10 protein-coding genes are annotated in these 12,870 nt (G+C 72.3%); 8 read left to right on the top strand and 2 right to left on the bottom strand.

What is annotated here, in order from left to right:
- Positions 1-15 precede the first annotated feature (15 nt).
- Positions 16-1,140, top strand: a complete 1,125-nt coding sequence (locus EES41_RS20630) for a low specificity L-threonine aldolase (protein ID WP_123079823.1) — start codon at positions 16-18, stop codon at positions 1,138-1,140.
- 163 nt (positions 1,141-1,303) lie between these two features.
- Here EES41_RS20630 and EES41_RS20625 read toward each other — a convergent pair whose 3' ends face one another.
- Positions 1,304-1,525 carry a hypothetical protein gene (locus EES41_RS20625; protein ID WP_123082598.1) on the bottom strand — a complete coding sequence of 74 codons (222 nt, stop codon included), beginning with the start codon at positions 1,523-1,525 and terminating at the stop codon, positions 1,304-1,306.
- Between the two features lie 379 nt (positions 1,526-1,904).
- On the opposite strand from EES41_RS20625, the gene EES41_RS20615 reads away from it, so the two are divergent.
- Both EES41_RS20615 and EES41_RS20610 read left to right on the top strand, forming a co-directional pair.
- A complete protein-coding gene (locus EES41_RS20615; RefSeq protein ID WP_123079822.1) occupies positions 1,905-3,029 on the top strand; it encodes a DUF5937 family protein in 1,125 nt (374 codons plus the stop codon).
- Positions 3,030-3,223: 194 nt separating this feature from the next.
- Positions 3,224-4,777: a M28 family metallopeptidase gene (locus EES41_RS20610; protein ID WP_123079821.1), complete on the top strand. Its 1,554-nt coding sequence runs from the start codon at positions 3,224-3,226 to the stop codon at positions 4,775-4,777.
- A 94-nt stretch (positions 4,778-4,871) separates the two neighbouring features.
- Here EES41_RS20610 and EES41_RS20605 read toward each other — a convergent pair whose 3' ends face one another.
- Positions 4,872-5,714: a hypothetical protein gene (locus tag EES41_RS20605; RefSeq protein ID WP_164495896.1), complete on the bottom strand. Its 843-nt coding sequence runs from the start codon at positions 5,712-5,714 to the stop codon at positions 4,872-4,874.
- Positions 5,715-5,968: 254 nt separating this feature from the next.
- On the opposite strand from EES41_RS20605, the gene EES41_RS20600 reads away from it, so the two are divergent.
- From EES41_RS20600 to EES41_RS20580, 5 genes are all read left to right on the top strand, one after another.
- Positions 5,969-7,156: a CapA family protein gene (locus tag EES41_RS20600; protein WP_123082597.1), complete on the top strand. Its 1,188-nt coding sequence runs from the start codon at positions 5,969-5,971 to the stop codon at positions 7,154-7,156.
- A gap of 192 nt (positions 7,157-7,348) precedes the next feature.
- On the top strand, positions 7,349-9,643 hold the full coding sequence (locus EES41_RS20595) for a cache and HAMP domain-containing protein (RefSeq protein ID WP_164496119.1): 2,295 nt from the start codon (positions 7,349-7,351) through the stop codon (positions 9,641-9,643).
- A gap of 6 nt (positions 9,644-9,649) precedes the next feature.
- The gene (gene pgsB / locus EES41_RS20590) at positions 9,650-11,257 is read left to right on the top strand and encodes a poly-gamma-glutamate synthase PgsB (RefSeq protein WP_254211524.1); all 1,608 of its coding nucleotides are present in this window, start codon (positions 9,650-9,652) and stop codon (positions 11,255-11,257) included.
- Complete coding sequence (locus tag EES41_RS20585; protein WP_123079818.1) at positions 11,254-11,736, top strand: poly-gamma-glutamate biosynthesis protein PgsC/CapC; 483 nt, start codon at positions 11,254-11,256, stop codon at positions 11,734-11,736. The genes pgsB and EES41_RS20585 overlap by 4 nt, the downstream gene beginning before the upstream one ends.
- A gap of 52 nt (positions 11,737-11,788) precedes the next feature.
- Positions 11,789-12,868, top strand: coding sequence for an NlpC/P60 family protein (locus EES41_RS20580; protein ID WP_123079817.1), 1,080 nt, complete (start codon positions 11,789-11,791; stop codon positions 12,866-12,868).
- Positions 12,869-12,870: the final 2 nt, after the last annotated feature.

Raw genomic sequence — 12,870 nt, 5'->3', positions numbered from 1 at the left:
GCGATGATTTCGGGCATGACGGATGACCTGGAGCGCAAGAAGCGGCTGGTGGCGGCGTGGCGGGGGGCCGAGCGGGTGCTGTCCCGGAGCCTGCTGGAGCCGACCGTCGGGGAACTCCTGGCGGAGCTGACGGCCGCCGCGGGCGAGGGGCCGGACGAGCCGGCCGACCTCTACGGGGACGGGGTGGTGACCCGGCTGGAGCGGCGGGTCGCGGAGCTGCTGGGGATGGAGGACGCGGCGTTCTTCCCTTCGGGGACGATGGCGCAGCAGGTCGCGCTGCGGTGCTGGGCGGGCCGGACGGGCAACCCGGTGGTGGCGCTGCACCCGATGAGCCACCCGGAGCGGTGGGAGGGCGGCGCGGTGTCGCTGGTCTCGGGGCTGCGGACGGCGGCGGTGACGGACGAGCCCCGGCAGCCGACGGCCTCGGAGGTCCGGGAGCTGGCGGAGCCGTTCGGGACGCTGATGCTGGAGCTGCCGCTGCGGGACGCGGGGTTCCTGCTGCCGTCGTGGGAGGAGCTGGAAGAACTGGTCGCGGCCGGCCGGGACCGCGACGCGGTGATCCACTTCGACGGGGCGCGGCTGTGGGAGTCCACGGAGTGGTTCGGGCGCGGGCTGCCGGAGATCGCGGGGCTGGCGGATTCGGTGTACGTGTCGCTGTACAAGTCGCTGGGCGGCATCAGCGGGGCCTGCCTGGCGGGGCCGGCGTCGCTGATCGCGGAGGCGAGGGTGTGGCGGCACCGGTACGGGGGGCAGGTCTTCCGGCAGTTCCCGCAGGCGCTGTCGGGGCTGGCGGGGCTGGAGCGGGAACTTCCGATGCTCCCGTCGTACGTGGCGCAGGCGGGGGTCGTCGCCGAAGCGCTGCGCTCGGCGTTCGTGTCGGCCGGGGTCCCGTGGTTCCGGATCAACCCGGAGGTGCCGCACACGCACCAGTTCCAGGTGTGGCTGCCGTACGAGGCGGAGTGCCTGACGGAGGCGGGGCTGCGGCAGGCGGAGGAGACGGGGACCGTCCTCTTCCGGCGCTGGCACCCGCAGGGCCCTGCGGGGCTGGCGATGACGGAACTGGAAGTGACCCGCCCGGGCCTGTCCTGGACCCCCCAGGACATCACGGAGGCAACCACGGCCTTCCTGGCCCGCCTGTAGCCGCCGGCGGTACTTCCGGCCCCCTGTGCCCGACGGCGTGCCCTTCCGGCCCGTCTGCACCCGACGGCGGCTGTGGCCCTCTCCGCCCGTCTACAGCCGACGGCGGCGCTCAGTGGGGTCCCGGGCGGGGCGGCCGGGTCCGGCCGATGGGTTGGAGCGGCGCTCAGCAGGCTCCGGGGCGGGGGCGGGGGCGGCGGAACAGCCTGCGCAGGGCGGCGGTCCAGGGGTGCCGGGCCGGGCGCCCGTCGAGGACGGCCTGGAACTGGACGTGGGCGCGGGCCGCGCGGAGGGCCGCCATGTCGTGCTCGCCGGGGAGCGGGGGCATGGGGGAGGCGTGCTGGGCCGCGCGGTAGGTGTCGATGAGGTGCTGCTCGATCGCTGTCATGCGTCCACCCTCACCCTGTCGGCCTCCCCCGCCCCGACAATTGACGTTCCCCGTCAATCGACCCCCTCCCCCCGCGCTGACCAGCCACATTCCTCCTACGGAGCCGCCCCCTTCCCGCCGCGCGGCCCCCGCCCCGCCGCCGCGCCCTCCGGCCTCGCCGCCGCACCTTCCGGCCCCGCCGCCGCACGTTCCAGCCCCGCCGGGGCAATTCCAGCCTCGCCGGCGTTTGAGGCGCGGGGTCTGGGGCGGAGCCCCGGGAAACCCGGCTCCGCCGGGCACCGGGCTCCGCCCGGACCCGCGCCTCAAACGCCGGCGAGGCTGAAACGGCGCAGGTGGGGGCGGGAAGGACGCGCGGCCAGCGCAGCGGCAGAATGGGGCGATGAGCGTCACCATCGACATCGCCGGGCTCCCCGTCGAGCGGATCCGCTTCGCGCCGTCCCCGCTCTCAGAGCTCTGCATGACGCTGCACGCGCTCTCGCAGCCCGCCCATCACCCCCACCTCGCCTCCTGGGCCTCCGCCACCGCCGCCGGGCTGGACCCGAGCCTCGCGGACCGGCTGCTGGAGGGCGACTTCATGTGGCGGAGCTCCTTCTCCGACATCTTCATGGCCTTCGCCGGCATCCCCGGCGGCCCCGGGCTGCCCGCCGCGACGCTGGCCGAGGAGCTCGACGTACTCGACCGGATGGACGACGAGCGGTTCGTGATGGCCGCCCTGGAGCACTGCTGGCTCGCGCTCTACAACGAGGGCGGCGGCCCCTCCCCCCTCAAGAACCCGGCGGCCCGCGCCAAGGCGCTGGAGACCGCCGCCGCCCGCGGCCCCCGCCAGCTGGCGTTCTCGCTGCGGCTGCTGGACGACACCGCCGCCGTCCGCGTGTGGATGCGCCGGCTCCTGGAGGACTGCGAGGAGGCCTTCTTCGGCGAGACCTGGAAGCGGATCGGCCCCCAGCAGGCCGCCGACGCCCGGCACAAGGCGGAGGTGCTGCGCCGCAAGGGGCTGCCCGCCGCCCTCAAGGAGGTCTCCGCCGCGCTGAGCGTGGACGGGGCCGGAACGCTGATCACCGTCGACAAGATGGTCAACGGATCCGCGACCGCCACCGATCCCCGGATCGGGGCCGGGCTGGTCTTCGTACCGACCCATTTCGGCTGGCCGCACCTGCTCGTGCTGCACGCCCCCGGCTGGCGGCCGGTGGTCCACTACCCGCTGAACTCCCGCGAACTGGCCGCCGAGCCCGCCTCCGTGGACGCCGTGGTCCGCCGGATGGAGGCACTGGCCCATCCGATGCGGATGATGCTGTGCCGGAGCCTGGCCCGGGCCCCGTACACGACCAGTGAACTGGCCACCGTGCACGGGATAACCCCGCCGGAGGTGTCGCGGCACCTGGCCGTGCTGAAGCGGGCCGGACTGCTGCGCACCTGGCGCCAAGGCCGGTACGTCCATCACCAGTTGGACCTGACCTTGGTCGCCCGGGTCGGCTCCGACTTCATAGAGGGCATCCTCCGCTAGCCGGGGCATGGCCTGAACCGAACGGCCGAATTCACCGATATCCGGAATTCACGAACCGGAAACAGTGAAAGCTCTGGCCAGAGTGGCGAGTTGCTGTTTAACGTGCCTCCACCACTCCCCCACGCAGTGCGCACGTCTCTTCCGCATGTCCGCATGTCTGCATGTCCGCCCGCACCTGCCGTGAAAGGACCTTCATGCCCTCTCGCCGTATAGCCGCCGCCACCGCCGCCCTGGCGGCCGTGGCCCTCGCGTCGCCGCTGCTGCTCGCCGGGCCCGCCGGTGCCACCGGCCCGCAGAGCGACGCCGCCCTGGGTGACGCCCTCGCCAAGAAGCTGGTCAAGGAGGCGACCGGCAAGGGCGCCAACAACCACCTGAAGGTCTTCCAGTCCCTCGCGGACTACAACAAGGGCACCCGCGTGGCCGGTTCGAAGGGCCACGTGCAGTCCGCGCAGTACGTCGAGTCCGTGCTGAAGGCGGCCGGCTACAAGGTCACGCGGAACGAGTTCGACTTCGTCTACGTGGAGACGGTCGCCGAGAAGCTGACGGTGAACGGCGCGGCCGGGCGGGACGTCCCGGTCAACCTGATGACGTACACCAAGAGCGGCCCGGAGCAGGGCGTGACGGCGCAGGTGGCCGTCGCCCCGGTCGACGCCGACGGGACGAACGGCTGCGAGCCCGGCGACTTCGCGGCCGGCACCTTCACGGGCAAGATCGCGCTGGTCAAGCGCGGCGGCTGCACCTTCGCGGTGAAGCAGCAGAACGCGGCGGCGGCGGGCGCGGTCGGCGCGATCATCTACAACAACACGGCGGGCTCCCTGAACGGCACCCTGGGCGACCCGGACGCGGGCAAGGTCCCGACGGGCGGCGTCTCCCAGGCCGACGGCGAGAAGCTCGCCGCCGAGGCCGCGGCGGGCCCGGTGGAGGTCACCCTCGACATCCGCGAGTTCCGGGAGAACCGCAAGACGTTCAACGTCATCGCGGAGACGAAGGGCGGCGACGAGAACAACACCGTCTTCCTCGGCGCGCACCTCGACTCGGTCGCGGCGGGCCCCGGCATCAACGACAACGGCTCCGGCTCGGCCGGCATCCTCCAGGTCGCGCAGCGCCTCGCGAGCAGCCAGACGAAGATCAAGAACAAGGTCAAGTTCGCCTGGTGGTCGGCGGAGGAGTTCGGCCTGCTCGGCTCCGAGGCGTACGTCGGCGGGCTGACGGACGCCCAGAAGAAGCAGATCAAGCTCTACCTGAACTTCGACATGATCGCCTCGCCGAACGCCGCGTACTTCGTCTACGACGGCGACGACTCCGACCACGTCGGCTCGGGCCCCGGCCCGGAGGGCTCGGCGCAGCTGGAGAAGGGCATCACCGACTTCCTCGACGCGCAGAAGATCCCGCACGAGGGCTCGGACTTCACCGGCCGCTCGGACTACGGCCCGTTCATCGAGGCGGGCATCCCGTCCGGTGGTACGGACACGGGCGCCGAGGGCATCAAGACGCCGGCGCAGGCCGCGAAGTTCGGCGGCACGGCGGGCATCGCCTACGACGTGAACTACCACGGCGCCGGTGACGACATCAACAACATCGACCAGAAGGCGCTCGACATCAACGTCGACGTCATCGCGAACGCGGTCGGCCACTACGCCTACGACCTGGCCCCGCTGGCGCAGCCGGTGACTTCCGTGCCGACCGGCGGTTCCGCGGGCAGCGGCGGCGGTCTGCGCGAGGGCCACGACCACGAGGCCGCCGAGTAACCGAAGGCCACCTGGCACGGGAAAGGGGCCGGTGTCCCGTCACGGGACGCCGGCCCCTTCCCGTGCCCGGCTGCGGCTACGGCTACGGCTACGGCTACGGCTGCGCCTTGGACCAGCCCGTCGTGACGACCGTGATGGCCTCGGCGGCCGCCGTCATACGGCGGGGGCTGGCCCGGACGGACCGGCTGAGCTCCAGGTGCAGGAAGCGCGTCTCCTGCTCGGCGGCCAGCCGGCCCTGCTGGTTGGTCTGACCCGACAGCTTGCAGCTGCTCGTCCACGCCCGGCACACCTTGACGCTCTGGGCGCGCAGCTTCCCGGCGAGGAGTCCGGCGTCCTTGACGGCCGTGTCGCCCACGCCGGTGGAGAGGACCGAGTCGGTGCCGGGGATGGAGTCGTCGGCGAAGCCGTGCAGCTGGATGCCGGGCAGGCCCCGGCGGGTGAGTTCGGCGATCACGGAGTGGAACACCGAGTCGGTGCGGTGCGCCATGTCGGCCTCGTCGCCGGCGCCCGGATCGACGGATCCCTCGTCGACCGAGTCCTCGCCCGCCTTGCGGTGGGCTCCCGCGAGCACCAGGACACCGCCCGGGGCGCCGCGCAGCACCTTGACCCCGAGCCGCTCCGTGTCCCGGTCGGCGACGGGGTGCGGGACCTGCACCGACCAGCGGGGCGGCGTACCGAGTTCCATGTAGACGCGCCCCCAGCCCCGGTTGGCCGAGCCGCGCCGGGCCGCCGCGTCGGAGACCTCGGCGAACCGGCGGCCGCTGGCCTTGTCGGTGAAGGTGTCGAGGGCGTAGTCCAGCTCGGCCAGGCGGGTGCGCGCATCTTCGGCGTTCCCGTCGAAAAGGGGTGAAACTGCGTCAACCAGGGCCGCCCGCTCGGCCGGACCGGGTGGGCGGTAGCCGCCCGTCGTTCCGAATTCCGACGTGAATCGGGTCACGCGCTGCAAAAGATCATCTTCCTCCGCAGCGGGCGGAATGGAAGATTCCGATTCTGGGGTCTTTGCGGACGAATCCCCGGAACCCGGGGTGACGTATGCCACGGCTGCGAGGATCGCCGCACCGATCGCAGCCGCAATCGTTACGGTCCTTGTGAAATTCGGCCTCATCGTTGACAGAAAATAGCCCAGTGATGACCAGTCCCACCCGCCCGGCGTCCACCCGCACCCGCTTCGCCGCACTGCTCGCCCTCCCGCTGAGCCTCGCGCTCGCGGCGTGCGGCCCGTTCGGCGACCCGAAAGCGGCATCGGACGCGGAGGGCAAGGCGGGCGGCGCGGGCCGCTCGTTCACCGTGGCCGCGGCGGGCGACATCCTCATCCACCCCCAGCTGACCGACCAGGCCGCCCGGGACGCCAAGGCGGCCGGGCACAAGGGCTACGACTTCGACCGGATCATGGCCGGGGTCAAGCCGGTCATCAGCAAGGCGGACCTCGGCATCTGCCACATGGAACCCGTACTCGGCCAGCCGAACGGCCCGTTCCAGACCTACCCCAACTTCCTGGTGCCGCCGCAAATAGCCAAGACGATCAAGAACGTCGGCTACGACACCTGCTCGACGGCCTCCAACCACACCCTCGACCACGGCGAGGACGGTGTCCGCAACACCCTGGACACCCTGGACCGCGAAGGCCTGAAGCACACCGGCTCCGCCCGCAACCAGGCCGAGGCCGACAAGCCGCTGATCCTGGACGTGAAGGGCGTGAAGGTCGCCCAGATCTCCTTCGCCTTCGGCTTCAACGGGCGCGAGGTCCCCGCCGACAAGCCCTGGCTGGCCAACCTCACCAGCTTCCGGGCCATCGCCGACGCCGAGAAGAAGGCCCGCGCGGCCGGCGCCGAAGTGGTGATCCTCTCCATCCACTGGGGCCGCGAACACCAGCCCAACCCGAGCAACCCGCAGCTGGAACTGGCCCGCCGGATCGCCAAGGAGACCGGGATCAACCTGGTCATCGGCCACCACGCGCACGTGGTCCAGCCGATGGAGAAGGTGGACGGCACCTGGGTCGCGTACGGACTCGGCAACCAGCTCGCCCGCCACGACGTGCCCACCGGTCTGACCGAGGAAGGCGCCATCGGCTGGTTCGACTTCACGGAGAAGAACGGCACCTGGGACGTCCGGGCCCGGTTCGTGCCCACCTTCACCGACATCCCGCCGGACCCCGAGGCCACCGCCGGCGCCGCGGGCACGGAGACGCCCGGCACGGGCTCCCAGCCGGTACGCGACCACCGCCTGGTCAACGTCGCCGAGGCCCTGCGCGACGACAAGAACCTGCTGCCCGAGCAGAAGGCCCGCTACCGGCTGGCCTTCGAGCGCACCCAGGGCACCATGCTCAACCGCGGCGCCGCGAAGGACGGACTGCGGCCCTTGCAGGACCTGCCCGACTGACGCCGGCGATCGCGGCGCGTCCGCCCGTACGCCGCCCGTACGCCCCTACGCACCGCAGCGCACCCCGCCGCCCGCCGCCCCTCAGCCCCTCGGCCCCGACCTTCCCGCCCACCCCCCGCCTCCAGGAGAGGAGCCCCCGCTGTGGCCGCATCGCGCACGTCGCGGCGGCGCAAGGCCCGCCGCAGGGCCGACATGTCACTGCTCGGCGGGATCAGACCGCCGATCACCGTGCTGTCGGTACTGCTGCTGGCCCTCGCCGGGTTCACGGCCCTGAGCCTGGGCAGCGTCCGCGAGGACAAGCTGCCCGCGGCCGTGCTCACCTCGCAGCAGCACTTCGCCGAGGACGGTGCGATCGCGCTGCGCGCCTCGCTCGACGAGAGCGTCACCGACCTCGACCGGGCCGCCGCCCTGTTCTCGGCCGGGAAGCCCGTCGCCCCGGACGCCGTCCTCGACCGCATCGGCAGCGTCTACCAGAAGTGGCGCGGCACGGCCGTCGTCGAGATCGCCTCGGGCCGGCTGCTCGCCGCCCGCGGCGAGAACCTCCCGCTGACCGCCGTCGACCGCACCAAGCTGGCCGGCGAAGGCGGCCTGGCCCCGCGCATGGTCAAGCTGGCCAACGGCGAGACCCGACTGCTCACCCTCTCCCTGCTGTCCTGGAAGGACCAGCCGCAGCAGTTGCTGGTCGCCTCCAGCAGCCTGCGCTTCCCCGGCATCAGCCTCGGCAACTTCCGGTCCATCGCCGTGGTCGGCCCGGACGGCGACGTGCTCAGCAACGACGGCATCCCCGAGCCCGAGATGGTGCTCACCGACCTCCAGCGCGACGACGTCAAACGCGACACCAAGCAGCTCAAGTCCTTCGCCAAGACCGCCGCCAAGCGGGCCAGGGCCAACCCCCTGACCGCTAAGGAGCCCGGCTCGGGCGGCTTCCTCGGCGTCAGCGGCAGCCTGATGGGCGGCGAGTTCGGCGGCGACCGCGCCGCCGCCGGCTACGCGCGCCTCGCCGGCCCCGAAGCGGGGGTCGGCACCGAGGCCACCAGCCTGCAGCTGACCGTCGTCGCGATGGTCAACGTCGTACAGAGCGCCGGGCGCACCTCGGACGCCTTCGCCGGGCTGGTCCTGGCCGGCGCCCTGCTGCTGGTCGGCGCCCTCGTCATCGCCGTGCTGATCGGCACCGTGCAGCGCCCGCTGATCACCCTGTTCCTGGACAGCCGCCGGCTCACCCGCGGCGACCTGGCCCGGCCCGTCACCGTCCCCCGGGGCGGCGAGGCCGCCCGGATCGGGAACGCGCTGGAACGGCTGCGCCACCAGCTCCTGGAGGGGGCGGACGAAGCGGACGGCGCGGACGACGACGCAGCCGGCTCCGCCGCCGCCGGCTCCGGGCGCCGCGGCGGACCGCTGCGGCGCACGGGCGCCCGTACGCTCGTCGCCGTGTGCGCCGTGCTGCTGCTGGCGTGGTGCGTCCCGCTGGGCCTGCTCGTCAACCGCGCCGGGGACGACGTCGTCGTACCCCAGCAGCTGGTCAGCGACCAGCGCGAGCGCACCGACACCCTCAACGACCGGATCCGGCGCGCCCTCAACGAGGGCCACGCCGACCTGCTGTCCGTGGCCTCCCTGATGGGCGAGGACACCGACCCCGCGCACATGCGCACCCTCCTGGACCGCACGCTCCAGGAGCACCTGCGCTACCAGTCCCTGTACGTCCTCGACGGCTCCGGGAAGGTCCTCGCCCAGGCGGGCGGCGGCCCCCAGGCCATCGAGGGCAAGGGCCCCCGCGAGGACCCGATCGCCATGCACTCCGGCGGCAAGGAGCCCGTCATCGTCGGGACCGCCGGGATACCCGGCCGGGACGGCACCGCGGTCGTCGGCGAGTTCCGCATCGACTTCCTCAACTCCCTGCTGCGCCGGCCCGGCCTCGGCGAGATCCGGGTCGTCGACTCCAAGCACCGGATCATCGCCTCCAACAGCGGGTACCGGGCCTTCCAGAAGCTCGACGACGACCGGCTCGACGCCCTCGTCGAGGGCTCCGCCCTGAAGGTCGGCATGTCCCCCCGGCCCGGCAGCGTCCTCTACCGCAGCGGCGGCGACCACGTCATCGCGGCCGCGGCCCCGTTCGTCGGCGGCGGCGCCGCCAAGCAGATGGACTGGACGGTCGTCAGCTGGCAGTCCGTCAAGGGGCTGGCCATCCACGAGTACAGCCTGCAGAACCGCACCGTCCTCGCGGGACTGCTCGGCCTCGCGGTCGGCGCCGCCAGCCTCGGCTGGCTCTGGATCGTCGTGATCGGCCCGCTCCGCGAGCTCGCCCGGCGCGCCGAGTCCCTCGCCGACGGCGACCGGCGCACCGTGCTCTACCCGCGCAACCACGACGAGGTGGGCGCCGTCACCCGCAGCCTGGAGATCATCCGGCAGCAGCTCCAGCAGCGACAGCAGCAGCGCAAGCAGGCCGGAGCGGGCGGGAAGCCGTCCTCCGCCCCGGCCGGAAGGAACTGATCCGCCGTGCTCTTCCTCTACTGCGTCCTGCTCGTCTGCTGCCTGGTCATGCTGATCGCCGGCATCCTGGAACAGCGGCGGCACTTCGCCAACCTCGACCACATACCCCACCGGGTCCTGGTCAACGGCATCCGCGGCAAGAGCTCCATCACCCGGCTGTGCGCGGGCGCCCTGCGCGGCGGCGGTCTGACGACGGTCGCGAAGACCACGGGCACGGCGGCCCGGTTCATCCACCCGGACGCCACCGAGGAACCCGTCTACCGCAAGTTCGGCATCGCCAACGTCGTCGAGCAGATCGGCATCGTGCGGCGCGCCGCCGCGTACCGGCCGCACGCGCTGGTCATGGAGTGCATGGCGGTCATGCCGGCGCTCCAGGAGATCAACCAGTCCAAGCTGATCCAGTCGACGATCGGCGTGCTGTGCAACGTCCGTGAGGACCACGTCGCCGAGATGGGCCCGACCCTGGACGACATCGCGCGGTCCCTGTCGCGCTCGATGCCGCACGACGGCATCTGCGTGACCGCCGAGAAGGAACGGTTCGACGTCCTCCAGGAGGAGGCCGACGCGCGGAACTGCCGGCTCGTCTACGCCGATCCCGACACGGTCAGCGACGAGGAGCTGCGCGGCTTCAGCTGGTTCACCTTCAAGGAGAACGTGGCCATCGCGCTCACCGTCGCCGAACTCCTCGGCGTGGACCGCGAGACCGCCCTCCAGGGCATGTACGACGCCCCGCCGGACCCGGGCGTGCTGTCGGTCGAGCGGTACCTGGCCCCGGGCGGGAAGCGGCTGCGCTTCGCGAACGTCTTCGCGGCGAACGACCCCGAGTCGACGCTGATGAACATCAACCAGCTGCTCGACCTCGGGGCGGTGGACCGCCCGCTCAACGTGGTGATCAACTGCCGGCCCGACCGCGTCGAGCGCAACGGTCAGATGGGCTCGATCATCCCCGAGCTGCGGCCCGACCGGGTGTTCGTGATCGGGCACCCGGCGCGCAGCGCCATCGACGCGATCCCGGCCGAGTGGCGCGACCGCGCGGTGGACCTGGGCGGCGACCACCGCGACGGCGAGGAGTTCGTGCACGAGCTGCTCGGGCACCTGGACGCGAGCAGCTCGCTCGTGGCCATCGGCAACATCCACGGGCAGGGCGAGGTCCTGCTGGAGCACCTCGCGGAACTCCCGGCGGACGAGACGGACGAGCCGGACGACCCCGCCGCCGCCGCGCCGGCCGCGCCGGACCCGTACGCGGGCGCCCCGTACGAGAACGACCCGTACCAGAACGCGGCGCACGCGAACGCGGCGCACGAGGGCGGCGGGTACGAGGGCGGCGGGTACCCGGGTGCCGCCCACGCGGACGACCGGTACGACAACGCCCCGTACCGGAACGCCCCGCAGGCCGGGGGCCCGTACGAGGGCGGGGGCGGGGGCCCGGGCGCCGGTGACCCGTACGCCGCCGGTCCGTACGCGGATCCCTACGCGCAGGTCCCGTACCCGCAGGGGGCCGTCGGGATCGAGGCCGCGACGCCCGTACCGGCCTGGCCGCAACCGCAACCGCAGGTCCGTCCGTTCCCCGGGCAGGGGCACCAGCACCGGCAGAACCCAGGAGAACCCCGTTGATCCCCGCCGTCCTCACCCCCGAGATCGCCGCGATAGGCATCGCGCTGGGCCTGATGTTCTCGCTCGTCTGCTACCTCACGACCAACCTCTCCCCCGGCGGCATGATCACCCCCGGCTGGCTGGCGCTGACGCTGCTGGAGGACCTCCAGCGCGCCGCCCTCGTCGTCGGCGTGACCGTGACGACGTACGTGCTGACGCTGCTCCTCCAGCGGTTCGTGATCCTCTACGGCAAGCGCCTCTTCGCCGCCGTCGTACTGCTCGGCGTGCTGCTCCAGGCCACCGTGGTGATCGTGCTCCAGCTGGAGTTCCCGCTCCTCTACACGAACCAGACCCTCGGCTTCATCGTGCCCGGCCTGATCGCCTACCAGCTGGTCCGCCAGCCCAAGGGCGCCACCCTCATGGCCACCGGCAGCGCCACGCTCATGACCTACGTCGTCCTGACCGCCGGCATCCTGCTCGGCGTCATGCCGGCCGCCTGACCGCGCCCGCGCCCCTCCCCGTACCCCCTTCCACCGCCTCGGAGCATCCCGAATGACCGCCAAGTCGAAGAGCCGCCTCCGCCCCGTGCTGAACACGGTCACCGTGCTCTCCCTGCTGGGCGGCAGCGCGTACCTCACGTACGCCCTGCGCACGGAGGAGCAGGCCAAGGCGCCCGCCGTCCAGATGGTCGACGACAAGAACATCGCGGCGGGCCTGAAGGCGGGCGAGGCGGGCGCCCAGAAGTGGGAACGCCTCAAGGGCCCCGACCGGTCGGTGATGCGCGACGGCACCGGCCAGGTGCTGGCCACCTTCACCGACGGCGCCCGCACGGCCACCCTCACCGGGCCGAGCCGCACCTTCACCGAGCCCGCCAACACCAAGACCCGGGTCGTGACCGAGAACTGGGTCCGGCTGATGCCCGAGGCGTGGAAGGAGGGCGCGGAGAAAGAGCAGTGGTTCAAGGAGTGGTTCAAGAAGTACTTCGGGAGCCAGGAGGACGACATCTTCGCGACGGCCTTCCAGTACGGCGACCAGGCCCCGGTGAAGAAGGACGCCCAGGGCGTCGCGTACGCGGGTGACGCCTCCTTCGGCCCCATCAACCCCAGCGGCTCCGAGGGCAACGACCTGCGCCTGGAGCAGTCGGACTTCTACGACTACCTCGGCACCCCGTACACCTTCCGCAACGGCACGAAGAAGGCGGCCCAGAGCGCCCGCTACCGGTCGATGGACTGCTCGGGCTTCGTCCGCACCGTCTTCGGGTACCGGGCGCGCTACCCCCTGCTGCCCGACGACAAGCCCGGCGCCGGCCTGCCGCGCACCGCGAACGGGATGGCCCGCTCCGCCCTGGGCGCGGACGTGCTGGCGCTCAAGGGCGTCACCCCCGAGGACCGGCCCACCGCGATCGACCTGATCCAGCCGGGCGACCTGCTGTTCTTCAAGCTCGACGCCCGCACCAAGGACCGCCTGGACCACACCGGCATCTACCTCGGCACCGACACCGACGGCCACAAGATCTTCATCTCCAGCCGGGAAGAGGCCAACGGGCCGACCATCGGCGACAAGGGCGGCACCTCGCGGCTCGACGGCAACGGCTACTACGCGACGACGCTGCGCAGCGCGAAGCGGCTGTAACC

The sequence above is a fragment of the Streptomyces sp. ADI95-16 genome (assembly GCF_003721495.1).
GTDB lineage: Bacteria > Actinomycetota > Actinomycetes > Streptomycetales > Streptomycetaceae > Streptomyces > Streptomyces goshikiensis.
The sequence above is the reverse complement of the archived record's forward strand: the minus strand, read 5'-3'. Positions and strand labels throughout refer to the sequence as shown.

Bases quoted from the DNA above. Each gene is read 5' to 3' on its own strand.
- EES41_RS20625 (WP_123082598.1), bottom strand. From the start codon at position 1,525: ATGACAGCGATCGAGCAGCACCTCATCGACACCTACCGCGCGGCCCAG.
- EES41_RS20595 (WP_164496119.1), top strand. From the start codon at position 7,349: ATGTCACTGCTCGGCGGGATCAGACCGCCGATCACCGTGCTGTCGGTA.
- EES41_RS20630 (WP_123079823.1), top strand. From the start codon at position 16: ATGACGGATGACCTGGAGCGCAAGAAGCGGCTGGTGGCGGCGTGGCGG.
- EES41_RS20615 (WP_123079822.1), top strand. From the start codon at position 1,905: ATGAGCGTCACCATCGACATCGCCGGGCTCCCCGTCGAGCGGATCCGC.
- EES41_RS20580 (WP_123079817.1), top strand. From the start codon at position 11,789: ATGACCGCCAAGTCGAAGAGCCGCCTCCGCCCCGTGCTGAACACGGTC.
- EES41_RS20610 (WP_123079821.1), top strand. From the start codon at position 3,224: ATGCCCTCTCGCCGTATAGCCGCCGCCACCGCCGCCCTGGCGGCCGTG.